The organism is Cellulomonas sp. NTE-D12 (assembly GCF_027923705.1).
In the GTDB taxonomy this organism is placed as follows: domain Bacteria; phylum Actinomycetota; class Actinomycetes; order Actinomycetales; family Cellulomonadaceae; genus Cellulomonas.
On sequence record NZ_AP026442.1, the window covers coordinates 2,846,829 to 2,872,580 of the forward strand.

Consider the following 25,752-nt stretch of genomic DNA (forward strand, 5'->3'; position numbering starts at 1 on the left):
CGGTTGGTCGACCGTCCCTCGTTCTGTGGGACCGTGCGTGCGGAGCAGGTCAGACGGTGACGGGCTCGCGAGCCGCCGCCGGGGCCACCGCGGCGGGCTTCGACAGCTTCATCAGCGTCCAGCCGATCAGGGCGAAGACGACGCCCACGCCGACCGCGAAGAGCGCGACACCGAACGCGATCACCGAGGTGAACAGCGAGGCCCGGAGGAACGAGCCGTTCATCACCGTGGTGCGCTGGCCCTGCAGCTTGACGACGTCCGCGTCCTTGGCGATCTCGTCAGCGGACTTGCCGGCGGCCTTCAGGTCGGCCTGCTTGGCCGAGATCATGGCGCCGAGCTCGGCGTACGTCTTGTCGTTGCTGGCCGTCAGGGCGTGGTGGCGGATGATCATCGCCTGCGAGAACGCCGTCCACGGCGAGTTGACGTCCTGGCCCCCGAAGGCGGAGGCGTCGGGCGAGACGGTGATCTTCTCGTCGGCCAGGTTCGCCGACACGGCTCCCCACGTGACGCCGCCGGCGACGATGAAGATGGCGCCGAAGATGAGAACGATGAGGCCCAGGACCCTGGCGGTCCCGGTGCGCTCGCTGAGGGTGGTGGACATGGTCTCCCCGATTCGTTGGTGAATCTCTGCAGCTGGCGAGGCCCGGCGAGATCCGGCCCTCGGTGAGCGTCTGTGCTCGAGAGAAAGCGTCGCTGCTGGTCGAGGCACCTGGCTGGGACCCAGGTCCCGCAGAATGTAGCACCGCAGGTCAGGGCACCCTTTGTCGACGGATCTCGTCCCATGACCCCCTTGCACGGGGTCGGGCGCGACCCCTGGACGGGCGACGGAGCGTCAGTGCGTGCCGGCGAGCGAACGCGCGCGCTCGTACTCCACCTCAGCGGCGCGGAGCACCCGCTGCCATCCGAAATCGGGTCGCCGGGACCGGTTGTGGGCCGCCATCCGGTCCAGCAGCGCGCCGTCCCGGGCGAGCCGCACGATCGCCATCGCCATGTCGTCGTCGTCCTCCACCAGCAGCCCGTCCACGCCGTCGACGACGAACTCTGCGATCCCCGTCCCCCGGCGTGCCACCACCACCAGGCCGGCGGCCCGCGCCTCGAGCGCGGCGATACCGAACGCCTCGAGCTGGGCGGGGGCGAGGAACACGTCCGCGTCCTCGTACGTCGCCCGCACCTGCTCCCGCGGCACCTGTCCGCGCAGGTCCACCAGGTGCTCCAGACCGCTGTCCTCGACGGCGGCCTGCACGGCCCCCCGCGCCGGCCCCGAGCCGAGGACGGTGAGCCGGAGCCGGTCGGGCGGCAGCCGCCGTGCGGCCTCCGCCACCGCTCTGACCAGCGGAACCGCACGCTTGCGCGGCGCGAGCCGCATGGTGGCGACCAGCCGCAGCGGCCCGCGCTCCCCCGGTCGGTCCGCCCGGTCGGGGTCGCCGCGCGGCGCCCACCGGTCCAGGTCGACACCGTTGGGCAGCACGTCGACGGGCTGTCCCTCGAACACCGCCGAGACGCGCTCGGCGGCCGCCGAGCTCACCGCCGACAGCGCTGCCGGCACCGTGCGCCAGTGCGACAGCTGCACGGCGCGGTGCAGCACGGGCGCGATGCCGTCGAGCATGCAGTGCCACGTGATCGCCGTCGGGAGACCGGCGGCGATCGCCAGGCGGGCACCGTCGTACGCGAACGGGGACACCACGCCCGCGTGCACGTGCACGACGTCGGGCTGCACCGCGAGCAGCGCCTGCGTGATCAGGTGCGGTCCGCGCGGGTTCACCGGCAGCTCGAAGGGCATGCGCGCACCGAGGCGGTGCACCCGCACGCCCCGGACGTCCTGCAGCGCGCCGCCCCGCTCCCCGTCGGGGCCCAACGTCCCGGTCAGCACGTGGACCTCGTGCCCTGCGGCGACCTGATAGGTCGCGAGGTCACTGACCTGGGTCTCGATGCCACCCGTCCGGGGCGGGAAGCAGTCGGAGACGTGGACGATCCGCACGCGGGCCCGCTAACCGCGAGGTGCCTGACGGCCTGCCGCGCTCACCGGCGGCCGAGCGTCGCGAGACGCTCCTGACCGTCGGCGTGCACCCGCCGCTCGAGGACGAACGACATCACCGGCACCACGCCGGCAGCCGCCATGGTGACGAACCGGCCGAGCTTCCACCGCATCACCGACCACAGGTCGAACACGGTGACCAGGTACACGATGTAGACGAAGCCGTGCAGCCGCGGCACCCAGTCCAGCGCGTTCACGTGGAAGCCGTACTTGAGCACCATCTCGAGGCACAGCACCAGCAGCATCGAGCCGGTGACGTAGGCCATCACCCGGTACCGGGCCAGCGCACCGGCCGCGCGCCGCACGCGCGGGTCCACCGATGCAGCGGCCGTCGGGTCAGGCGTCGGCTCCGTGCGCGGCCCCGTCGAGTCCGTCGTCCCTGTCACCCTCTCACTCCCACTCGAAGAGTATCCACAACCAACCTTAGAGTGCCTCTGACCTGCTGGAACGCTTGTCGGTGACGCGGTACTGTGGGGTCCTGGCCGTCCGCCAACGGTCCCACGAAGTACCCGCGCTGCCCGTCCCAACGGCGCGTATCAAGCCCTGGGAGTCTGGCATGGCGGAGCCGAAGCGACTGCACGAAGCCGTCGAGGAGTACGTCACCTACCGGCGTCCGCGGGTCGCGGCGACCACGGCGACGAACGAGGCCTTCGTCCTCCGCCGCTTCGCAGCCTGGTACGGGAACGTGCAGCTGCGCAACATGCGCCCGGACCGCGTCGGTGAGTGGTTCTTCGGCACGGCAGGCGTGCTGGCCGATCACGTGACCCGGGACGCCAGGCACCGGCGTCCGATCACCCCGGCGACGGCCAACTACTACCGGACGCGCCTCAACTCGTTCTTCGTCTGGGCCACGAAGCGCGGCTACCTCCGTCAAGACTTGTTGGCGGATGTGCAACCGCTCCCGGTGACGCGGCGGGTGCGCCTACAGATCAGCGCCGAGACCCTCCTTGGTCTGCCGGGCCTCGCGCGCGACGAGCGGGACGCCGCGTTCATCGCACTCATCACCAACTCCGGCTTCCGGGCGAGCACCGCCACGAGCATCCGCGTCGGGGATGTCGACCTCGTCGGAGGCACCATCAGGGTCCGAGTCTCGAAGTCGCACCTCGAAGACCTGTTCCCGGTCAGCGCAGACCTGGCGCCTGCACTGGCGGAGTGGCTCCGGAAGTACACCCTGCAGCTGGGACGGCCCCTAACGCCGGCCGACTACCTGTTCCCGGCGCGGAGGCCCGCGGTCTACAGGTGGGTGACCCTCGCCGACGGCTCGAAGGACCGACAGCGCACGCAGGCAGGGTGGCGTCCGGACCGTCCCCTGCACCGACCGGAGGTCGTCGTGCAGGACGCTCTCCGGGCTGCCGGGGTCGAGGTGGGGGCGGGCGAGGGTGTGCACACCATCAGGCGGTCCGTCGCCCGCGCGTTCTTCGACCAGGCCGCGGAGGCGGGCTATGACGGCGCGCTCCGGGTCACCTCCGCGCTGCTGCACCACCGGAGCAGCCAGACGACCGAGGTCTACCTCGGCCTGGCAGCGGACCGGATGAAGCGCGACACCGCACTCCGGGGCCAGCCGTTCCTCTCCGAGATCGCGGCGAGGAAGCGCCGAGAGCGCATCCACGTGATCGACAAGGCGTCCGGTGCCTCGTGATCGTCAACGGGGCGTCCCGTCCGTCGTGATCGTCGACGGGCCGGGCCGCAGCTTCCCGAGCCCGGCTCGGCCGTTGCCGACGCTCTGCCGGACGGCACGCCGAGATTCTTCTATGAACGAAGTCCAATCCCCCGCTCCTAGGCCCTCAGGGCTCGCGGAGCACGGTGCAGTGCTCGGCCAGGCCGGGCGAGCACACGAAGCACTCGGGCCGTCCGAGTCCTGTGTACGCCGCTGGATTTCCCGCGAAGTGGTGCAGAGCGCGCCAGGTGCCACCCGGTACCCCACGGTTGCCCGCCCTGCCTCACGGCGGGAGGTGCGGTGGCCAACTCGAAGCCTGCACTGCGCGGTCGCTCCCTTGATACCTCTGCCACACGCTGGTCCCGCCCCGACTGGTGCCCCAACGCGCCCGTGGTGGTTCGGCAAGGACGGGCTGTTCAGTTGAGGAGGTGCAGACGGCTCAGCTGTCCGTACTGCGTCCACGCCCACGTGGTCCAGGCCGCCAAGGCGATCACCGCCGCGGCGCCACAACAGCTCCTCACCCTGACGTGCCTCCCTGGCGACGCCCTCGAGACCCGCCCGTTGGTGCGGGGCTTCCTCAAGCGGATCAAGCATGCGTACGGCCTGGAGTACCTGGCCGTGCTCGAGCGCCACGAGAGTGGGCTGCTCCACGCGCACGTGCTGCTGCACGGCCCACAGGTAACGAAGACGGACCTGGTGGCGCACGCCGACGACAGCCGGATGCCGCACATGCACCTGACCCGGTACCGGGACGGGAGCGGCGGGTACCTGCTCAAGGAGATGCGCCACGACCCCAGCCGCGCCCGGCACCTGGCCGACAACGGCGGGCGGCTGGTGCTCGCCGCGTCCCAGGGGTTCTTCCGCGACGTGCACACCGGCGAGGTGTTCGCTGGCCTCACGCAGGCCAAGGCCGTCGAGCGGCGCCGGTGGTGCGCCGCCCATGGATACGCCACCGACTCATCGGAGCCGGTCGCCGCCTCGGGCAGCCCCGCAAGCCCTGTCGGAGGCGCCCTGACCCCCTCCAAGGGGTGAGAGTCCACCCGCGATCCCCTGGAGGCCACCCGTGACCGAGACCACGACTACCGGACGACTGCTGACAATGGACCAGGCCGCCGAGCGCCTGAGCATGTCCACGCGCTGGGTGCGGCACATGATCCGCCTGGGCCAGATCCCCGCTGTGCACCTGGGCCGGTCGGTCCGCCTGTACGACGAGGACGTCGACGCGTTCGCCCGCCGGCACCGGCGCGCTGTGGACCAGTAGCAGCGAGCCCCGCGGCGAGCCCCCTACCGCTTCATGCCGGTGGCCCGGGTCGGGCGCCCTCTCGCTTACCTAGAGCTGTTCTAGGTCGACCTCACAGGGGAACGGCTCCCGGGACGCCGCACCGCCCCGAGGCTCCCCCATGGACCGGCGGCACTGTGGTCCCACCGCCTCGGGAGCACCGAGGCCACGAGGGTCCGGCCGGAAGCGCGCCCCGGCGCCGCTCCCCCGGGCCGGGGCCGGCTGCACCAAGTGGAAGGAGAAGGAGTTGCACGACCCGACGCCGGACCTGATGGCTGCCGACCTGGCCGACTCACTGCGGCTGCAGAGGCCGCGGTCAACGCGGTACGCCGAGCGACCGGAGCACTCACCCCGGTGGCGAAACCGCGGCCCCGGGCTGCGCTTCCCGCGCAGGCGCACCGTCCCCACGCCGGGACCCTCCGTCCCCTCGAAGACCGACTGAGGAACCAGCCGATGAACGGGTCCGACAACCAGCACTGCGGTAGGGGCAACACGGTGCTCGCCACGTCGAGAGCGGCCCCGGGCCACGTCGTGCCGAACCGGGCCGCTCAGGGCCCTGCCAAACCCGTCCGGTCTCCACGAAAGGAGTGACAGCAGCACAACGGGAAGGAACCTCGATGACCACCACCAGACACGACCCGGTCGCGAACGCGATCATCGCGATGTTCGGCGGCTCCCCGCCCTGCACCGAGGCCCAGCCAGGGCGCTCCTGGCAGCCGAGCGCACGGGCGGCCACCTCGCCGGGACGTCCCCCGAAGCCCCGGCCGCCGCACCGGCCGCAGCCGCAGTGCGGGACCTGCAACCACCCCGCGTCGTTCCACTCCGCCGCCAAGACCCGCTGCCGGGCGAGCGGCTGCCGCTGCCAGCTGCTCACCGACAACCCGCCCACCGCCCCGGCGCTGTCGATCGGGATGGTCGTCGTCCTGACCGACGGGACGGCGTCCAGCGTCGCGGCGGTGGTCGGCGCCCTCAGCGCTGGCTGGAGGGCCTCGAACGGGCCCACGCAGACCGACTGACCCCACCACCACCACGACCACCACGGAGAAGACGATGGACAACACGGTGCGCTTCTTGACCCTCAGCGAGTACTACCCCCGGCTCTCGCCCCTCATGCGGGTGCTCGACCTGGACCCCGACAACGCGGACGACGTGCTCGGCTTCGCGTACGCCCTGTCCGCGATCAGGGTGGTCTCGGACCAGCCGAACGGTGACGCCTACGAGGCGGTGGTCGAGGGCCTGCGAGACCTCGGCACCTGCGTGGCCTCCCGCGCCGACGAGTACACCGGGTAGCCGCACTGGCACTCCGCTCGAGCGGACGGCTCGAGCGATCACGGTGAACCCCGGATTAGGGCGATCCTGGCGTGTATTGCCGGCCCGCTGCGCGCCAGGTCGCTCTCGCGGTTGTGGACACCTCGATGCGGCCTGACAAGCCGACTGAGTAACCGGCGCGCCACCCCGACCGGAGTCGGCCTGAGGCAGATCTGTCGCACGTCGGCGCCACGGTTGAGACCGATCCGGCTCACCGAGCCTGAGCCCATGGCCACGCCGCCCAACGCGCGGGCCGTTGGCCCGAAGAGATCTACAGCGCCCGAGTCGGGCTCCGAAGGGCGTGGGCTTGGGGCCTGGCTTACAGACCCAGCCCTGCGCTGCTCGTGGTCGCCAGGGCCTCCACCGGCCGGATGTAGCGGTGGATCAAGGTGTCGACGTGACGGTGGCGCGTCTGGGCAGCGATGCGCTCGACTCCGACACCCGCGGCGGCGGCCGCGGTGGCGTGCCCCGAGCGCAGGGAGTGGCCGCTGATGGGCAGGTCGGACAGCCCCGCCCCGGCGGCCCGCCCCTGGAGGACCCGCGCGACTGCCGCCCCCGACAAGGGCTCGGAGGTCACGTGCCCGCCGCGACGCATCCGACTGAACAGCGGACCAGACCCCGCCGGTCGCACCTGGAGCCATGCGTGCAGCGCGGCCACCGGGTCCGTCTCCGCATGCTCACCGCGGGCAACCGCAACGATCTGTCCCCGGCCATCCTGGTCGCCCTTCGACTTCCTGATGGTCAGCAGGACGCCCGTTGGGCGCCACTCCACGTCGGCCGTGCTCAGCGCCGCCAGCTCCGAACGGCGCAGCGCCGAGGCGAAGCCGACGAGCAGAAGGGCCGCGTCACGGGCTCCGGCCGGCGTCGCACGGTCGATGTGGCGCAGGATGCGCCCGACCTCGGCCACTGACAGCGGGTGCGACTGACGCCGTGCCGCCAGACCCACCGTGCGACGAAGACCGCGACGCACGAGCGCCAGCCGCGGATCGAGCGTGGGGTCGTCGAGCCCGTGTTCCAGGTGCACCGCGCGGATCGCCGCGACAGCGACGTCCAGCGTCGAGGCCGACGCCCCCGCCTCGGCTCGCTCGGCCAGGTACGAGGCGATACCCGCTGCGGTTGCCGGAAGGCTCGACACTCCCCTGCCCGTGCACCAGGCCTGCCAGCCGCGCCACGCCGAGGCGTACACCCGGCGCGTGTTGGCCGCCGTAGCTGCGTCGACGGCGGCACCAACGCGGACGGCGTCCTCGGCGGTCAGGCCAGTGGCCATCACGGCGCCGACCGGTGACTCGCCGTGCCTCTGCAGGGCTGTTCCCACCGGCTCACGATAGCGCGTGATAAGGGATCTTTTCGACCCTTGTGGTTGATGGAACTGTCGGCCGATCCTTGGCCCGCGGCGTCGCAGCCCCGGCTGTCCGCCCGAAGCTAGGGTCCGAGGGAGGCTTGCGCAGACGTCCGAGCCCGCAGTCGATGGAGGACGGCCTCACTGATGAGCAGTGCTATCACCCAGTCCGAGATGGAGTCGCGGCTATGGGGTGCTGCCGATGAGTTGCGGGCGAAGATGCCTGAGTCGCAGTACGCGTCGGTGATGTTTCCGCTGATGTTCTGGAAGTTCCTGTCGGATACCTGGGACCACAACCACGAGGTGTTCCTGGCGGAGAACACCGGCATCGAGTGGCTGAGTGCGGATGAGGCGCACGAGGTCGAGTACCGCGACTACCAGACCTTCGAGATCCCGATGATCGGGCGAGGCAAAGTTGGCGAGCTCCGCGCGTCGTGGGGCGCGGTCCTGACGACCATCACGCAGCCCGGTCTCGGCGCGCGAGTCCGTTCGTCGCTCCAGGCGATCGAGACCGCGAACCCGGACAAGTTCTCCGGGCTGTTCGGTTCCCTGGATTGGAGCAGGACTGGCGACGACGGGCTGGATGGGCCGGTGCTGGTGCGGGTCATGCAGGCGATGGACCGGGTGCCCAAGATGTTCGCGGAGAACGTCTCCTACGACGTCCTCGGCGGCGCCTACGAGTACCTGCTTAAGCGGTTCTCCGACGGCTCCGGCACTCGTGCCGGACAGTTCTTCACACCCCGCGAGGTCGTCGAGCTGATAGTTCGGCTGCTCGACCCCCACGACTTCGACTCCGTCTACGATCCCGCCTGTGGCTCGGGCGGGATGCTCATCGCCGCTGCCAACCTGCTTAAGTCGCACGACGGGCGGCCCTACACGCTGCGGCTGAGCGGCCAGGAGTCGGTGTCCAGCACCGCCGGTGTCGCGCGGATGAACCTGTTCATCCATAATCTGACCAGCGCCGTGATCCGAGTCGGCGACACCCTTCACGCGCCCCAGTTCAAGAAGGGTGACGGGACTGTCGAGCAGTTCGACGTGGTGTTGGCCAATCCGCCCTACTCGCTCAAGTGGGACCCGTGGATCAACGATGCCAGGGCTATCGGCGGCATCGCGCCCCGCTCCACGGCCGACTGGGCCTTCGTCCAGCACATGGTCGCCTCGATGAAGTCCAAGACCGGCCGCGCCGGAGTCGTCCTGCCCCACGGCGTGCTGTTCCGTGGCGGTCAGGAGGCGGCAATCCGCCGAAAGGTCGTCGAGGAAGACCTGCTCGAAGCCGTCATCGGACTCCCGGCGAACCTCTTCTATTCAACGTCGATCCCCACCTGCGTTCTAGTCTTCCGTGCGCGGGGCTCGAAGGCCGATGAGCGGCACAACGGAGTTCTGTTCGTCGACGCCTCCCAGCGCTTCGCCAAGGCAGGAACCGCAACACCCTGCGGCGCGAGGACATGACCGCCACTGTTGCCGCCTACCACTCGACATTCGGCATCGATGGCAAGCCCATCGACCCCGACGACGGCGGTATCCAGGCCCGTTTCGTGCCCATCGACGAGATCAAGGCCAACGGCTTCGACCTCAACATCGGCCGCTACCTCAAGGCCGACGCGGTCGAGGCAACGGCCCTCGGCACACTCATTGAGGGCTATAACGTGGCTCGTGCCCAACGCCAGAGCGCCGAGGAGCGCATGCTCGCGGTCCTCGCCGAAGCCGGAATCGGAGGCTTCGATGAGTGACGAGTGGACGCCCGGCTCACTGGGCAAGCATCTGACACGGGTGCGCCGAAAAGTCGCGGTCGAGGACGGAATTGCCTACCCCGCCGTGAGCGTGCAGATGTACGGCCGAGGCATTGGCGCGAAGCCGCCCTTCGTAGGCGGAGAGTCGAAGTACCAGGCCCTGTTCCGCGTACGCCAGGGCGACGTCGTCCTTCGGACTATCACGGCGTTCGAGGCTCCCGCAGCCGTCGCTCGAGCCGAACATGACGGCTCTCATGTGTCGAGCGTGTTCATCACCTACGAGATTGCGGAGGACGTACTTCCAGGCTACCTCGCTCTGTTCTTTCAATCGCAGGCCCTCTGGGATGAGATGAAGAACAGAGCCTCCGGCACCGTCCTGCGTCGCAAGACCATCTCGGACAAGGAGTTCCAAGCCATCCCGATCGCGATACCGCCGTTGGCGGTCCAGGAGCGGATCGTCGATGTCATCGCCGCAGTCGACGATCAGGTCGCTGCCCTCGACGCCGAGGCGGAGGCCCAGATTGGGGTAACCTCTGGGTTGCGCAGCGCTCTACTCACGCCCGGCAGGGACTGGACCGAGGTGCGAATCGGAGACGTCGCCATCGCTGCGACGGGACGCGCCTTCCCGGATAAGTACCAGGGGCACGCCACGGGGCAGGTCCCTTACTTCAAGGTCGCCGACCTTAACGGACCGCGCAATGACCCGGTACTCTCGGTCGCGTCCAACTGGCTCGATGCTGAAGGCGTGGCAGCCGTTAGGCCTCGCGTGTGCCCACGCGGGACGGTCGTCTTCCCTATCTTGGGAGCCGCCTTGGCGACGGAAAAACGCAGGATCTTGGGCCATCCATCTGCATTCGACCAGAACCTCATGGGTCTCATCCTCGGCGAACGAGTCTTGCCGGACTTCATGCTGGCCGTCATGTCGCAAGTACGGTTGGCCGAGCTGACCCAGAACGGCGCGGTACCTTCGGTAAATCAAGGCATCGTTTCGGCGATCCGCATTCACCTCCCGCCCCTGGCCGAGCAGGAATCGATCGGACGCACTCTAGATGCGCCTCAGAAGTTGATCGCGGCCACCCGCGCAGAGGCTGACCTTCTGCGGGTGGTCCGGGCGTCGCTGCTCAACGGGCTGCTGAACCGGGATATCGAGATCGCTGACGCCGCGGCTGCTGCCGAAAGGGTGGTGGCCTGAGATGGCCAACACGCAGGTGGATCTGCTTCTGTTCCAGGTGTTGTTGCCGGAGACGGTGGCTGACCCGGTGGTCATCTACGACCAGAGCGCGGCGCTGCGGTTCGCGGTCGTCGAGCGGGCGGGCATCACACGACTCGGAGTCGAGTGGGACCAGCCGGGGACCTACATCTTGCTCGACCCCCACGACTCCGAGGGAGCCTTCGGAACGTACGTCGGCAAGGCTGCGCCGGGCGGGGTGCGGTCGCGTCTGATGTCGCACATTAAGACCAAGGACCACTGGACGAGGGTCGTCATTATCCAACGGGACACGACTCACGGGTTCAACTCGGCCCAGGTGGGCTGGCTCGAGGGCCGCCTGTACGACCTCATGCAGTCCTCCGAATTCGCCCGACTGCACAATGGCAACCGGCCCGGTGACGAGACGCTGCCGCTGTTCGAGCGGAACATGCTGGAGCAAGCCGTCCCACCGATCCGGCGCCTGCTGCGGCTCCTGGGGTACGACGCCGCTCCGGCCGACGACTCGTCCGCCATCCTCGATGGTCGGCGTTCGCAGCAGCCAAGCGGCAAGCGCCACTACGGGGTAGCCCTGGCCGACATGATCACCGCAGGGGCACTGTCCGTCGGTACGCCACTGGTCTCGACGAACGGCGCTTGGCCCGCCCGCGCGGTCGTCGTCGCCGACGGCGTCGAGTTCGCCGGCATCACCTACCCCAACCCGTCGACCGCTGCGACGGTCGTCAAGCTTGGTGGCGCCGCCAACGGATGGGCCTTCTGGGCGGTCGAAGAACCGAGCGGCAAGGTGCCGCTAGCAACCGTGCGGGCTCGCTACCTGGCGGAGATCATGAAGGTGGCGGACTGATGGTCGGCGGCGTACCCGAGAAGCAGTTCCAGAACACGCTAATCGACTGGTCGATCCCGCTCGGGTGGAAGTACGTGGCCGGGCGCGAGCTGCCCCGTGAGCGCACGCAGACGGTCGTTGTGCCGTACCTGCGGGATGCGGTGGTTCGCCTCAACGTGAGGGTGATCGACGACTTCGATGTGGACGCGATCGTCGATGCGGTGGTTGCCTCGGTCAGCAAGGTCGAGGGCGGCCTGGTGGCCTCCAACGAGCGGGTGCTCAAGTTGCTGCGCGGCGGCATCGAGGCCCGTAACCGCGACGACGAGCTCCACACGCTGCGGCTCGTTGACTTCGACAAGTGGGGCGCCAACTCACTCGTGGTCTCCGATGAAGTGTCGATCGCGGTGTCGGGGGCGACCACCCGCCGGTTCGACCTCGTGTACTACGTCAACGGCTTGCCGGTCGTTGTTGTCGAGACGAAATCCCCGACGGCGAACAGCTCGTGGGCCGACGCCGCCACGGAGATCAACAACGTCTACGCCGCCGAGTACACCTGGTTCTTCACGCCGAACGTGTTCTGCGTCGCCTCCGACGGTGTGAAGCTACGGTTCGGCGCGGCCCTCGCACCGGTCAACAAGTGGCAGCCGTTCCGGTCCACCGCCGACGACGAGGCGCTGTCCGGGATGGCCGACGTCGCGCGGTCCGTGCAGTTGCTGCTCGCACCTGCCAACGTGCTCGACATCCTGGCCAACTTCTGCCTATTCGACACCGCCGGTGACGGCGTGGACATCAAGTACCTGCCGCGGTATCCGCAGAAGGAGGCGGCCCACCTCATCCACGACCGGGTCGTGTCCGGAGGGGACTGTGGGCTGATCTGGCACCACCAGGGGTCCGGCAAGACGCTGCTGATGATCTTCGCGGCCTCGCTGCTGCTGAACGACACCCGCACGGCCTCGCCGACGATCATCCTGCTGTCTGACCGCACCCAACTGGTCCGCCAGACCTCTGGGGTGTTCGTCAGCGCCCTAGGCAACCAGTTCTTCCACAAGCCCGAGACCAGCGCCGAGCTCCGAGCGCTGCTGGCGACCGGCGTGCGCGGCGTGATCTCGACGACGGTCCACAAGTTCGCCGAGGCAGGCCAGAGCCTGTCGGTCCGCTCGAACATCGTGGTAATGGTCGACGAGGCGCACCGGACCCAGTCAGCCAAGACCGAGTCGCTGGCAGGGCAGATGCGGTCCGCGCTGCCGAACGCGAAGTTCTTCGGGATGACCGGCACGCCCGTGGCCAACCTGAACACCGACACCTTCGCTCTGTTCGGCGACCCTTCGGACCCTAAGCGGGTGCTCCACTACTACGGGGCCACCCGCTCCCTGGCCGACGAGGCGACCGTCCCGGTGCTGTTCGAGCCGCACCCCGTCAAGTTCGAGACGGACACCAATGGGCTCGAGGATGAGTTCGGGAAGTTCGCCGAGGCCAACGAGCTGGACGACGTGGACAAGGAGACCTTGTCCCGCAAGTTCGGCCGGCTCACCTCCCTGTTCTCCAATCCCGAGCGCGTGGAGGAGGTGTGCCAGGACATCGTCGACCACTACCTGGCCACCGCCTACCGCAACGAGATGAAGGCGCAGGTCGTCGCCTACAACCGCGAGTTGGCCGTGGCGTACACCAACAAGATCAACGAGATCCTGGCCGGCTACGGCGCCCAGCAGATCCTCGCCGAGGTGGGGCGCCACGAGGCGATCGCCGCCGAGGTGAACGTCTCGGTCTCGGACTCCAAGGATGAGGACCCCGCGATGCGCCGGCACCACATGACCGAGGCGGTGGAGGAAGACCAGAAGCGTCGGTTCCTGACTCCCGACGACCCGCTGTGTTTCCTGGTCGTCACCGCCAAGCTCCTGACGGGCTTCGACGCGCCCAACGAGGGCGTGCTGTACCTCGACAAGCCGCTGACCAAGCACACGCTGTACCAGACGATCACCCGGCCCAACCGCACCTGGGTCTCGCCCAGCGGCTTCGTCAAAACTCAGGGCGCCGTCGTCGACTACATCGGGCTCGCCGAGCAGGTCCAGGGTGCGGTCATCGACCCGGCCTTCGACGGCACCGGCCCCAAGAAGTCGTTCATTACCGGCATGAGCGAGCTCGTCATTGGGTTCCGGACCACGATCGACCGGATCGAGGACGTCCTCGTTGAAGGCGGGGTGGACATCCACGGTGACGACGGCGCGCTTGCGCGTTTCGCCGCGCTGAGCGCCATTAACACCTTCCTCGACGAGCACCCGGATGCCGCGGAGGAGTTCAAGAAGGACTACCGGCTGCTGGCCAAGCTGTACCCGTACGTCTCGAAGGACGCGCGCGTCGCGCGCTACGACGACACGTTCGCCCTCTTCGGTGCCGTCTACGTCACCCTGTTCAAGCAGTCCACGGACGAGGAGCGCCGGCACCGCCTGGCCGAGCTCGGGCCCCAGGTGCTGGCCATCATCAACACTCACGTGCACGACTTCGAGGTCGCGTCCGCACAGGGCGAGGCGCTCCTGCTCGACCAGCAGGGCTTCATGATCCTGCGCGAACTCATGGTCACCATCACGCCCGACGTCCCGGTCGACACCGACGCCCAGCCTCCGTCGGCGAAGGAGATCCTCGACCGCATCAAGGACGCCCTTGATCACGGGGTCGACGAGCGGTCCGTTAAGTATGTCGCCCTGGCAGAGCGGATCCGGGCCTTGCGAGAGCGGGTGATTCGGAACGCCGTCGACACGTTGGAATTCCTCACGGAAGCGCTCCAGATCGCGAAGAGTATCGTCCAGGCGCAGCAATCCAAGGACGAGCCGTTGGTCGCCGACGCCGATCACATCGGTGTCCTCACTCGCATCATCACTGAGCACCAGCCGAAGGGCATGACCGTTACTGCACGGCACCTTGCTGAAGAGATCGACCAGGTCGTGAAGCGGACGCTTGCCCGGAGCTGGGACAACACCGAGGATCGCGGCCGGGGCGTCCGCCGCGCCGCTGCTGCGGTCTTCCGCAAGTACTTGTTGCGGCCGGTGGGTGAACCCTTCGACTCGACCGTGGCGTACATCGAGGCGCACTACCTACTCGACTGAGGTACAGCGGTGGCGAGGTGTGCAGAGGCGGTACCGAGAGCGCGCCCGCGAACTCAGCCCTTGACCGCCGACACACGGCCTCCACGGCGTTTCACCCGTCCCGGCGGGCGGTACCAGATGCCCCGCGCTCTAGCCTCTCTGACGGGGCGAGCAGAGCAGCCCGTCCCGACGGGTGCTGACGCGCGATCGCATCGAGTCGGTGCTCGCAGCGGGCTAGGGGGCGCGGGCCGATGGACAGCCGACGGTGGACCGACGAGAAGAACCTCGAGTGGTCCAGCGGTCTTCGGCGGGTGTCCTTGGTTGCCGAGCTAGAAGTCGACGATGACGACCTCGACCACGCCCGGGAGGTCTTCGGGAGTGTGCTCAGGCTGAACCCAGCCCAGGAGGTAGCACGGCACCACCCGGCGTTCCTCCTGGTGTGTCTCACCGCGACGGGGATGGCCAGCTGGGAAGAGGGCACCTTCTACGCCAAGGTGGCCCAAGCACTGAACTGCTCGAAGCGGTCAGCAGAGGACGTGACGCGCTTCTTCCCGGAGTGCCTGGACCGGTTCGGCCTGCCTCGGTTCGACGAGGCCGGTGGCATGCGCTGGGTCACCCCGGTCCTGCTGCACGGCGGCATCCCGCTGGACCACCTCGACGAGCTTCTTGACCTCGTGACGTCTCGTCGCCGACGCGACCCCACCGTGTCCGGTGACAGCTTCGTTGAGTGGGCGCGGCTGAACTCTCGCGCGCTGGCCACCCAGCCCAAGGCCCTGGTTCGCTTCCTGCAGTACGGCGGGGAATTCGCCCCCGACCTGGTCGGCAGGGTCCTGGACTACGTCGACGAGCGCGATGTGGTGCTGCCCCGTGGGGTCCGTGAACGGCTCGCCCTTCTTGCCGCTCAGGGCCGGGTGGTGCGCTCGGCCGACCGTCGCGAGGCCCGACCGAGCTTCGCGCTACACGACGACGGGGTCGTGGTTGTACGGCTCCCGGGCGTCCAGCCCACCGGGTCCTCTCGGGACGTGGAGTGGCGAGTCCATCAAGGCCCGCTAACGGAGACGTTCAGGGCCGTTGCGCCATGGACCGCCGGGCCACGGCGGACAGATCCCTTAACCGTCGAGGTGCACGGACCGGTGCGCACGGTGACTGTCGAGCGTGACGGCGCGGCCAGCGAGCTGCCTCTCGTGCAGGCGGAGGACCCGATGCTGGTGTTCGACGCGGACGGCGAACTCGTTCCGCGCACACGGGCGATACCGGCGGGTCCGGTCACCTTGATGTGGCCCGGGTCGGTGGAGGACCCGCCTCGGGACGGACTCGGGAACGCCTTCGTGGGGGACGACCTGGACCTGCCGTACGGGTGGGAGCGGTGGGCACGCCGCGAGACAGTGGTGAGCCCCGGCACCGCTGTGCACTGGCATCAGTACCCGGCCCACCGCGTGGCGGGATTCGACCGAGCACGCGTCATCGTCGAGTCGGAGCTTGAGTGGGTGCACGCCGCGGACGGCTACAACGTCACGGTGCAACGCCCGACGGTCGCGCTGCCACAGCGGGACCGTCCCGAGGACTGGGTCGTGCAGGTCTCCACCCGCGATGGGGTCGTCCTGGAGCGAACCAGAGCCACCGCCCACCGGGTCGACCTGCTCCGAAGCCAGCCCCGACCCCTGGTCGCCGACCTCGTGGTGAGCGTCAAAGGTCCCCTCGGCCGCGGCGTGACGCGACGCGCCGTCGTCGCTGAAGGGCTTGAGGCGGACAGCACTCCCGACCATCGCGGCCTGGTCCCGCCCGACGGCCTGGCTCCTGCCCAGGTGCGCCTGAGCCGCGGCGACCAGCTCCTCCATACGGTGACGTTCTCGCCCGAGCAGATGTCTCACGACGTCCAGCTGGAAGGTCTGACCCTCGTTGTCACGCCACCGCACACGGCCCTGTCGTGGGTCGACAACGACGTCCCCGGCCCGTGGACCGTGCAGCCGGTCACGCTGACTGCCGAGCAGGTGCGCAAGGCTGTAATCCACGTGCGAGGACTACCGCCCGGAACGCGGGCGGTCGTGACGTTCACTACGGGTCTGCTTCGCCACGAGGTGGTGCCCCGCCACGCGAGGGGAGATGCCTGCCTGTTCGACCTGTCGGCGCTGACGGACAGTGTGCGACAAGAGGGTTCGGGAACGCTGTTCTTGACCGCTGGCGGGCCGCCCACCCGGATCGGCGCGATCCGACCGGCGCAGCTGGCGACGCGGATCGAGCTTGAGCACGACCGACTGGACGTCGACCTCACCGTCAGCGAGACGCTGGAACTGGTGGTCTATCGCCTGGGGGCACCGTGGGAGCCCGGTCGCGTCCTAGCCCTCGCTGAGCACAGAGTCGCCCTGCCGGCCGACCTTCGCGGGCGCGGCCCGCTGCGGGTGCAAGTGCGACGGGTCGACGAGTGGACACAGGCGTCAACCGCCTCGTTCCCTTCGCTCGGCGCCGACGTCTTCGATGTCGACCAGGCCTGGCACGCCGACCGGGAAGACGAGGGCGACGAGGCGGTCGCCGCAGTTCTGCTGGGCGCACTCGACGCGTCGGCTTCAAGCCCCACACCGCAGGGCCTGGCCCACGCTCTCGAGGCGTTGGCACTGCCCCGCCTGCCGTACGTGCTGAAGACCGGCTCTCCCCGCCAGGGCCTGGCGCATCTGTTGAGCTTGCATCCGCCCATGAGTCTGGAGGCGGTGCACCGAAGCACCGCCAGCACCTCACAGCTGACGGTCGCGCTCGCCGAGTCCGGGCTGGTCCACGCACCCGCCGTGGACACCGAACGGCCGGACCTCGTCGAGCCGTTGCTGGCGCGGTGCCCCGTCGCGGCGATGCTGTCGGTCAGCGCCGCAGTTGAGCGCCACGGCGTGACGCATCCTGCCGCCGGGCTCCAGGCGGCAGCGCTCGGCGACTGCCTCGTCGACCTGTGGGGTGGTCAGCCGGACGACATGCGCGCCGGCAGGTTCGAGCCACAGTTCGAGGAACGACCTGAGCTGCCCAAGTTCGCCTACGACTACCTGGCACCGGTGCCCACGGTGCTGCTCGACGCTGACAGCCGGGTGGCAGCCTGCTACCGGATGTGGCAGGCCCGAGCCCAGCTGTCCAACGTCGCCGCGCTCGCCATGCCGGCGATCCACCGCACGCGCCAGGCGCTTGCGAGTGATGGTCTAGAGGCGGCCCTCTGGCCGTACGTGCAGCAACGGCTCAGCCATGACGGCGTCATCGCCCTGCCTGCGCTGTCGATCGCCCTGGCGCTGCTAGCCCGCGTCGCGGCACACCGTGACGGCGCGGCCCGGCAGCAGGCCGTGCGCCTTGGGTCCGTCCACGCCGACCTCGCTCGACACGCTCCCGACCTGGTCGCCATCGACCTGGTACGGGCCGACGCCGCTGTGATCGGAGCTACCCGTTGACCACGATCGACCCCGTCGCCACTTCAACGGCCATCGCCGCCACCTACCAGCGGTACCTCGGGTCGCTGCTGCCGCTGCGGGATGAGGCGCTGCGCGCCAAGCTGGACGCGCAGCTGGCCGAGCAGAGCACCTTCTGGCACGGGCCGCTGCTGGAGATGACCCCGCCGTTCGTCTCTGGCGCGAGCCTGGCTGACCTTGTGCAGGCAGGCGTGCTGAGCGCCGGCTTCGCCCGGTACTTCTCACCCGAGCTGCCCGGCGCACGTCCGCTGTATCTGCACCAGGAGCAGGCAATCCGTCGGGCCCTGAACGGGCGCAACCTCGTGGTGGCCACGGGCACCGGGTCAGGCAAGACCGAGACGTTTCTCGTGCCGATCTTGGACCTGCTGGCCCGGCAGCGTGCGGCGGGCACCCTCGGCCCAGGGGTTCGGGCCCTGTTGCTCTACCCGATGAACGCCTTGGCCAACGACCAGCTGGAACGACTGCGCAAGCTGCTGGCCGCGACCCCGGAGATCACCTTCGGCCGGTACACCGGCGAGACCAAGGAGTCGACCAAGGACGCCCTGGCCCAGTACCAGACGACCTACGGACGCGACCCGCTGCCCAACGAGATGATCTCCCGCGAGCAGATGCGCACCAACCCACCGCACCTGCTGCTGACCAACTACGCCATGTTGGAGTACCTGCTGCTGCGCCCGCGGGACATGGACCTGTTCGAGGGGCCCAGCACCGGGCACTGGCGGTTCCTCGTCGTGGACGAGGCACACGTGTACGACGGGGTGAAGGGCACCGAGATCGCCCTCCTGCTGCGGCGTGTTCAGCAGCGCGTAGTCGCCGGAACCAGCCTGCAGTACCTGGCCTCGTCCGCCACAGTGGGTGGCGACCTGGACCAAGTGGCGACCTTCGGACAGGCACTGTTCGGCGCACCCTTCGAGCAACCCAGCCCCACGAGCCCGGGTGACGTCATCACCGCGACCCGCCGCACCCTGCCGAGCGCGGACACCTGGGGTCCGCTGTCACCGGAGCAGTTGGCCACGTTGGCCCGTGACCCCGATCCGGCGGACGCCTGGCGACGGGCACACCCGGGCAGAAACCTGCAGGACGAGGCGTCGATGCGCCTGCTGCAACGCCGCCTGGCCGAGGCACCGGAGTCCCTGGGAAGCCTGGCCCGCGCGGTCTTCCCCGGCACCGACCAAGACGAGGCGCGGCGCGCCGTTGCTGACCTGGTCGAACTGGGTCACCACGTCAACACCTCGACCGGGAGCCCAGTGCTGTCGGCGCGGTACCACCTGTTCGCCAGCGCCGTCGAGGGCGCGTTCGCCTGCTTGTCGCCGCGTGGTCCGCACGTGCGACTGACCCGCCACGCGCACTGCCCGGACTGCTCCGCGGCCATGTTCGAGCTCGCGGCCTGTAAGCAGTGCGGCCAGCTGCACCTACTCGGCCGGGTGATCATGGACGCCGGCCAGGAGACCCTGACCTTCGCCACCCGCCAAGGTCGCACGCACTGGGTCGTCGTGGGCGAGCCGTCCACCGGCTTGGACGAGGACGAGGACCCAGCCAGCCCCACCGCAGCGCTGGACCCGCAGGCCGCAACGTTGTGCACCACCTGCGGGACCTTCGCCAGCCCCACCGCCACCACGTGCCTCTCGTGCAGCGGCACACACCTACGGGCCGTGCTGCGGATCGACGCCGGCCAAGAGCTGAACGTGTGCCGCGGGTGCGGCGCCCGCGGTCCCCGCCAGGTCCGCCGCTTCCAGTCCGGTACGGACGCCGCCGCCGCGGTGCTGGCCACCGCGCTCTACCAGAACCTGCCAGCTGAGCAGGCACGCGACCGGCACTTGCTGATGTTCAGCGACTCGCGCCAGCAGGCCGCGTTCGCTGCGCCCTACCTGCAGTACACCTACGCCGGGCTGGTGCACCGCGCCTTGATCGCCCGCGCCTTGCGCAGCGAGTCGGGACAGGAGTTGTCCACCCAGGACGTCGCGGCGATCACCCGCCGCGCCGCCCAGACCGCGGGAGTGCTGAGCGGACGGGACACCGGCTTCACCGAACGCCGCGAGGTCGGCCTGTGGTTGCACCGGGAGATGCTCGAGGGCGGGGAACGCACCAGCCTCGAGGGCGTCGGCCTGGCCACCGTGATCCTGGCGGCACCCGCCAGCCCGGCGCCCCGCCCGTTGACCCGACTGGGCCTCAGCGACGAGGAGGCCTGGGCGTTGCTCGACGTGCTTACCCAGACGCTGCGGACCCAGGGCGCCGTCGCCCCCGTCGAGGACAGCATCGATCTGACCGATGAGTACCTCGCCCCGCGGAACCGGGCCACCTACGTGCGCGGGCACGGCTCCGAACCGAGCCAGGGAGTGCTGTCCTGGTCTCCGTCCGGCGCCGCCCAGTCCAACCGGCGCCTGGACTACCTCACCAGGGTGCTGACCGCCCTGGGGGCGGACGAGGACCCCCGTGCGTTGCTGGAGCAGATCTGGACCTGCCTGTCAGGCCCGAGCGGACCACAGTGGCTGGTCCTCGTCACCGACCGTGAGCGCGGCCCTGTGTGGCGGATCGACCCGTCCGCCCTCCGCTGGTCCTGGAGCGCACAGGGGGCACCACGCTGGCGGTGCGGGCTGTGCGGGCGCTTGTCCGCCCGATGGGTGCGGGGTGTGTGCCCCACCAAGGGCTGCTCCGGACAGCTGCAGCCCGAGCCGGCCCAGGTCGACCCGCGCGACCACTACGCCTCCACCTACATGACGTTGACCACCTCGACCCTGCGAGCCGAGGAACACACCGCCCAGATCGGCCCAGACGTGGCCAGCCGGCTGCAGGAGCAGTTCAGCACTGGAGAGGTCAACGTGCTCTCATGCTCGACCACCTTCGAGCTCGGCGTCGACGTCGGCGACCTGCAGACCGTCTTCTTGCGCAATGTGCCGCCGACGACGGCCAACTACGTCCAGCGCGCAGGACGTGCCGGCCGGCGTACCGACAGCGCCGCCTTGGTACTGACCTACGCCCCGATGCGCAGCCACGACCAAGCGATGTTCCATGACCCTGTCGCCATGGTCCAGGGCACCGTTCGTGCCCCGATCGTGACCCAGGACAACGTCCGGGTGGCGCGCCGCCACGCCCATTCGATAGCCCTGGCCGGCTTCCTGCGCGCCACGTTCGACGCAGACGGCACCGAGTACCGGACCGCCGGCGACTTCTTCGACGGCACCGGCACGACCGGCGACCAGCAGCTGCACGGATACCTGCAACAGCTGCCGTTGTCGGTCGAGCAAGCGGTGCGCGAGGTCCTACCCCCCGCCGTGCGTGCCGCCCTCGACACCGCCGATGGTTCGTGGCCGGACGAGATGTGGAAGCTCGTCGAGCTGGCCGGACAGGAGTACCGGGACGAGGTCGGCTTCTTCCGGGACAAGATCGCCGAGGTCGTCGCCGCCGCGAAGTACCGGCAAGCCGAGCAGCTGAAGCGGGTGGTGACCACCTTGGAGCGCCAGCAGCTGTTCGCCTACCTAGCACGACGCAACGTCATGCCCAAGTACGGCTTCCCTGTCGACACCGTCGAGCTGCGGGTACGGCCCGACAGCGACCCCGTCGCGCCGACCCTCGAACTGTCCCGGGACCTAGCGATGGCGATCAACGAATACGCCCCTGGCCAGGAGATCGTCGCCCGGGGCAAACTCGTGAAGTCCGCCGGGCTGTACCGGTACCCCAAGCGGGACTTCGTACGCCGGCACTACGCCGTGTGCACCCAGTGCGAAAGGCTCACCGTCGACCTCGACGACGTCGGCCCCGCCTGCGAGTGCGGGGCTGCACGGACCGGTGCCCGCAAGGTGTTCGTCGTGCCAGAGTTCGGGTTCGTCGCTGACTCAAGGCTGCGCCCGGTCGGCCTGACCCGACCGCAGGGCGGATGGTGGTCGGAGCAGTACGTGGAGGACGACGGCCAGCAGGTCGGCAGCGGCCGGCTGGACAGCCACATCGGGTCCGTTGGCTGGACCCTGCACACCCGCGCGACCTTGTGCGTCATCAACGAGGGCCCGAACCACGCGATGTACCAGATCTGCGAGACCTGCGGAGCGGGGAACTCCAGCCTCGGCTCACGAGGCCGCAGGTCGGGTGAGCATCCGCACCCCATGACCGGCAGGCCGTGCCGGGGCCGGTTCACCTCTCTCGCGCTCGGCCATCGCTTCCAGACCGACCTGCTCGCGCTCCAGATCGGTCCCGTTGTCTCGAGCGACCAGGCCCGGAGCGTGCTCTACGCCCTCCTTGCCGGCGCAGCCGACGCCCTGCAGATCGCCCGTGACGACATCGACGGCACGGTGCTTCCCAGCCGGGACAACGCCGTCGTGCTCTACGACGCCGTGCCGGGCGGCGCCGGTCTCGTGCACCGGATCGCGCAAGCCCTGCCGACGGTCGTCGACGCGGCCCTGGCCCGTGTCCAGGGGTGCTCCTGCGGACCCGAGACCAGCTGTCACCGATGCTTGCGCGTCTACCGCAACCAGACCTTCCATGAAGTGCTTCGCCGTGACCACGTCCTCGCGGTAGCCGAGACCGACGGCGGCTCCACCTCCGCATTCACGACGAGTGTGGTGAGTGCGACGACCTCGTCGGTTCAGCCCACGGTCTAGCCCATCGGCTAGGCGGGTCTGTGAGGGGCAAGCAGGGGTTCGCTTGGGATGTCGCCCTCTAGGAAGCCCTCAAGCCGCTCTCGGTATCGCCAGAAGCCGACGTACGCCACCTCGGAGAGCGCCTTCAGCCTGGCCAGGTTCCACACCGCATAACTGCCGCCCAGCACAACGAGGCGGTTGGCGTACGGGATCCCCCCGCGATGCGCGAGCCCGAAGAGCGCGTAGGCGTGGTCGAAGGACTGCGTGGTCGATGTCGCCGGGCTCGTCTGAACGAGAATCCCCGACCTATTGCGCGTCTCAACCTTGAGCGTCGGACGGATCACGAGCCCGCCGCCCAGTTTGACCACCGGTGATCGCTCGATGTGAGCGGCGCTAAGCCGATCCCGGAGGAAGTCTTCCACTTCGTCGGCCAGCGTCTCGCGTCGCCCTTGCAGCGGAACCGCGGCAACGCGAAGGCCATCAAGGGCCACTAACGCATCGGCGAACCGGACGAGCTCGCTTGCCGCACGATCAACCGGCGCCTCGAGAAAGACCCGCCCGCTACTCGCCTGGACTCCGTAGGTCTCAAGGGCCTGGTTCCATAGCCCTGCCAGAGTTGGGTCCGCCAGGTCCAAGCCCTGATCGCTGAGGCGGCCGAGCGTCTCACCGCCATCGCTGAGGACGACCACTCCGCGCCGGAGTCCAGTCAGGATGTGGACCGGCTCACTGTCGACCAGCACGCGATCAGTCGTCAGGAGCGACGTGCTGCCATCCCTCAAAGGCCTGCATCGCCAGCCGGATCTCTTGGCGACCTCGTCGAGGACCGCGGTCAGAGCCTCGGTGCATCCGCTCACGGCACCTCCCAGAGATCAGTCTGTGTCGGTCGAAGCAGTTCGGGGTCGTGCCACCGGAACTCCGGGCCGAGTTCGACGTGACACTCAGCGGCGAAGGACTCGAAGATCGCACGGTAGTCGTCGTCGCAGACAGAGCCCTCGCCGATCGACTCGTGAGGGATGTCCGTGGGCGTGTAGGCCCATCGGTTGCCATCCTGGCTTGACCATCGATGCTTGTGAGTCGTGCCCCGCCATCGCGCACCGTCCGGGTTCTGGTGATCGTCCCGCAGATCGAGTCGACGTAGGTCGACGGGGAACTCCCCCGCTCGCTTGTCACCCCAACCCAGCGCCCAGTGCGAGCGCTCGGGGATCGCGATCGAGATGCGGCCGCGCATGCTGAGGTTCTCGCCGAACGCGTTGAACACCCTGACGGACATCCGCAACTCTGTTGGATTGACGTCGGCCCACCGGGACACGCCCCACCGGACGGGCTCATTCACGACGAGCGACTTGTCGTCGAGCAGCAGATCAGCCTCCGCGTCGGTCAATCGTCGGAAGTTGGGCAACCTCGCGAGGCGCGCCCGTATGGCTCGCTCGTTCATCCGCCCCCGGCCCCCCATCAGCGCGCGCCCGTATGGCGCGAAACTACGCGTTCTCACCGGCCAAGCGATGGGAATCAGGCGGTCGACTTGGAAGAGCCTCGCAGCGTCCCGCGCTGGACGGCCCAAGCCCTGTCCAGCTCCGCGCCTGCGCGGCCGCAGAACACCCTCACAGCAGGCGGCACGGGCGCTAGCCTCCGATCACGGCTCCGGGGCGTGGCGCGCATTTGACCCGGGAACCCAGGTCCGCCGCCCTTCTGCGAGAGGCGTCGGCGGCCGCCCCGATTTGCGTCTTGCTGCCCCGAAGGAGACTTCGCCATGCCAAACGTGCACCGCGTTCCGCCTCATCTGATTGGTACCGAGAGCCACCCTGATGCCAGTGACCTCAGCCGCTTCCTGGTGCACATGACACGCGACGAAAAGGACCTGGCGAGCATCGTCATGTCGGGACACCTGGAGGCGCGAACGCCTTTCGGTCTAGGTCGAACACTCTTCATGGTGGCCGACAAGCACCAAAGCGCATGCTTCACCGCGATGCCCTTGGCCGAACTTGGTCGGTTGGCGGCGCGCGGAAGGGAGTACGGCATCGGGTTCACTCGGGAGTTTCTTGTCAAGAACGGCGGTCAGCCTGTCTGGTACGTGAACGAGAACAGCCCGCAGCACCTCGCGACCCAGCAGATCCAGAGTCGTCTGGTCGCCGCTAAGGACTGGGATGACCCCTTCTGGTTGCTTACACCGTTCATCGACCGGGTGATTCCCGGAACCTACGTCTGGGACTGGGAGAGGGAGTGGCGCCTCCCTGGAGGCCTTCACTTTGAGTGGGAGGACATCGCTTTTCTCATCGCGCCCGACGGCACAGCCCTGGAGATCGACGAAGAACCCACGCTCGGCATGCAGGTATTCGACCCTGACGGCGGCCAAGGGCGCTGGTGGGGTGGATCGCTTCCAGCATTCGGCGACAGGATGGACTTGCTTCTTGATCAGTTTCACGCGGAGTATCTGTCGCCGGATGACGCTGGATTCCCCTACGTCACGGCGGAAGGCGGCTATCAGTGGTTAACGCCGGAGTACGGCACCGCTGACGCGGTCGACGACCTGTTCGGGGAGTATCCGTGGCACGTGCGGGAGAGGCTGACCCGTGTGCTGGACGGGGAAGGCTCCGGGTGGGCGCGCTGCTCCGACGTGGAGGCAGTCTGGGAGTGAGCCCGTCGCGTGCGTCGGGGGCTGGCAGCCGTCCAGACGACGCATCGGACAGGTTGGTGATCCCCGAGTACTCCGACCGCGAAGGGGAACGCTTCGGTGGTCCGCCGACACCGTGAGGCGGCGACGCGACTCCCGCGAGTCGACGGTCTGCCCGATGTGTCGCGACGCCACCGACTGAAAAGCCGAGGGGCGCGACCTGCCCTGCAGAGGGTCCGACCGTCCCCTTCTTCGATGTGGCCTGGGAGGAGGGCGACACGCTCTCGGTGGCCGAGGTCAAGAGCATCACGGCCGCGAACGAGCCGCATCAACTTCGGCTAGGGCTCGACCAGGTGCTCTAGTACCGGCACGCGCTCTAGGTGGAAGACCGGCCAGTCGTCGCCGTCCTCATGCCGGAACGCGAGCCGAGTTCCGGCGACTTGGAGGCACTCTGCGCGAGTCTCGGGGTCCGGCTGAGCTGGCCTACCAAGCTCACCGGTCGCGACGGCTCGTGGTAAGCGACCTAGAGACGGGGCCGGGTCCGGAACGACGAGATCACGAGCACCCAGCCCAAAGCGCGGCCCTGAGGTATGTCAGGCCCCGGTCCTACCGTCGGGGCATGGCCGCGCGCGACGCAAGTGCCGCACCCCGGAGAAGAAGCCCTACGCCACGAAA

The 25,752-nt window shown here is 68.9% G+C and carries 17 protein-coding genes and 1 pseudogene; 12 read left to right on the forward strand and 6 right to left on the reverse strand.

Annotation, left to right across the window (positions count from 1 at the left end):
- Positions 1–49 precede the first annotated feature (49 nt).
- The 3 genes from QMF98_RS13135 to QMF98_RS13145 form a co-directional block, all read right to left on the reverse strand.
- On the reverse strand, positions 50–601 hold the full coding sequence (locus tag QMF98_RS13135; protein WP_337973448.1) for an aromatic ring-opening dioxygenase LigA: 552 nt from the start codon (positions 599–601) through the stop codon (positions 50–52).
- Positions 602–832: 231 nt separating this feature from the next.
- Positions 833–1,978 carry a glycosyltransferase family 4 protein gene (locus QMF98_RS13140; protein ID WP_337973449.1) on the reverse strand — a complete coding sequence of 382 codons (1,146 nt, stop codon included), beginning with the start codon at positions 1,976–1,978 and terminating at the stop codon, positions 833–835.
- Between the two features lie 41 nt (positions 1,979–2,019).
- Positions 2,020–2,421: a DUF3817 domain-containing protein gene (locus QMF98_RS13145; protein WP_337973450.1), complete on the reverse strand. Its 402-nt coding sequence runs from the start codon at positions 2,419–2,421 to the stop codon at positions 2,020–2,022.
- A gap of 170 nt (positions 2,422–2,591) precedes the next feature.
- Here QMF98_RS13145 and QMF98_RS13150 point away from each other — a divergent pair, with 170 nt between their 5' ends.
- The 5 genes from QMF98_RS13150 (at position 2,592) to QMF98_RS13170 (ending at position 6,261) form a co-directional block, all read left to right on the forward strand.
- A complete protein-coding gene (locus QMF98_RS13150) occupies positions 2,592–3,674 on the forward strand; it encodes a tyrosine-type recombinase/integrase (RefSeq protein WP_337973451.1) in 1,083 nt (360 codons plus the stop codon).
- A gap of 486 nt (positions 3,675–4,160) precedes the next feature.
- A complete protein-coding gene (locus QMF98_RS13155) occupies positions 4,161–4,724 on the forward strand; it encodes a rolling circle replication-associated protein (RefSeq protein ID WP_337973452.1) in 564 nt (187 codons plus the stop codon).
- A gap of 31 nt (positions 4,725–4,755) precedes the next feature.
- On the forward strand, positions 4,756–4,953 hold the full coding sequence (locus tag QMF98_RS13160) for a helix-turn-helix domain-containing protein (RefSeq protein ID WP_337973453.1): 198 nt from the start codon (positions 4,756–4,758) through the stop codon (positions 4,951–4,953).
- A gap of 635 nt (positions 4,954–5,588) precedes the next feature.
- Positions 5,589–5,987, forward strand: a complete 399-nt coding sequence (locus QMF98_RS13165; protein WP_337973454.1) for a hypothetical protein — start codon at positions 5,589–5,591, stop codon at positions 5,985–5,987.
- 34 nt (positions 5,988–6,021) lie between these two features.
- On the forward strand, positions 6,022–6,261 hold the full coding sequence (locus QMF98_RS13170; RefSeq protein ID WP_337973455.1) for a hypothetical protein: 240 nt from the start codon (positions 6,022–6,024) through the stop codon (positions 6,259–6,261).
- Between the two features lie 337 nt (positions 6,262–6,598).
- On the opposite strand, the gene QMF98_RS13175 is transcribed toward QMF98_RS13170, so the two are convergent.
- A complete protein-coding gene (locus QMF98_RS13175) occupies positions 6,599–7,594 on the reverse strand; it encodes a site-specific integrase (protein ID WP_337973456.1) in 996 nt (331 codons plus the stop codon).
- A gap of 198 nt (positions 7,595–7,792) precedes the next feature.
- Between QMF98_RS13175 and QMF98_RS13180 the strand changes: the two are divergent.
- From QMF98_RS13180 to QMF98_RS13205, 6 genes and pseudogenes are all read left to right on the forward strand, one after another.
- Positions 7,793–9,348 (forward strand): annotated as a pseudogene (locus QMF98_RS13180) (type I restriction-modification system subunit M).
- A complete protein-coding gene (locus tag QMF98_RS13185) occupies positions 9,341–10,540 on the forward strand; it encodes a restriction endonuclease subunit S (protein WP_337973457.1) in 1,200 nt (399 codons plus the stop codon). Before QMF98_RS13180 ends, QMF98_RS13185 begins: the two are co-directional and overlap by 8 nt.
- Position 10,541: 1 nt before the next feature.
- Positions 10,542–11,399 (forward strand): restriction system modified-DNA reader domain-containing protein, encoded by an 858-nt coding sequence (locus QMF98_RS13190; protein WP_337973458.1) that lies wholly within the window; start codon positions 10,542–10,544, stop codon positions 11,397–11,399.
- The gene (locus QMF98_RS13195; RefSeq protein WP_337973459.1) at positions 11,399–14,479 is read left to right on the forward strand and encodes a type I restriction endonuclease subunit R; all 3,081 of its coding nucleotides are present in this window, start codon (positions 11,399–11,401) and stop codon (positions 14,477–14,479) included. Before QMF98_RS13190 ends, QMF98_RS13195 begins: the two co-directional genes overlap by 1 nt.
- A 230-nt stretch (positions 14,480–14,709) precedes the next feature.
- Entirely contained in the window at positions 14,710–17,877 is a 3,168-nt protein-coding gene (locus QMF98_RS13200) for a hypothetical protein (protein ID WP_337973460.1), read from the forward strand.
- Positions 17,874–22,487 (forward strand): DEAD/DEAH box helicase, encoded by a 4,614-nt coding sequence (locus QMF98_RS13205; protein ID WP_337973461.1) that lies wholly within the window; start codon positions 17,874–17,876, stop codon positions 22,485–22,487. Before QMF98_RS13200 ends, QMF98_RS13205 begins: the two co-directional genes overlap by 4 nt.
- An 8-nt stretch (positions 22,488–22,495) precedes the next feature.
- On the opposite strand, the gene QMF98_RS13210 is transcribed toward QMF98_RS13205, so the two are convergent.
- On the reverse strand, positions 22,496–23,320 hold the full coding sequence (locus QMF98_RS13210) for a DUF1828 domain-containing protein (RefSeq protein WP_337973462.1): 825 nt from the start codon (positions 23,318–23,320) through the stop codon (positions 22,496–22,498).
- Positions 23,317–23,901 (reverse strand): DUF6978 family protein, encoded by a 585-nt coding sequence (locus tag QMF98_RS13215; RefSeq protein ID WP_337973463.1) that lies wholly within the window; start codon positions 23,899–23,901, stop codon positions 23,317–23,319. Before QMF98_RS13215 ends, QMF98_RS13210 begins: the two co-directional genes overlap by 4 nt.
- Before the next feature lie 315 nt (positions 23,902–24,216).
- Here QMF98_RS13215 and QMF98_RS13220 point away from each other — a divergent pair, with 315 nt between their 5' ends.
- The gene (locus QMF98_RS13220) at positions 24,217–25,101 is read left to right on the forward strand and encodes a hypothetical protein (protein WP_337973464.1); all 885 of its coding nucleotides are present in this window, start codon (positions 24,217–24,219) and stop codon (positions 25,099–25,101) included.
- Positions 25,102–25,752 lie beyond the last annotated feature (651 nt).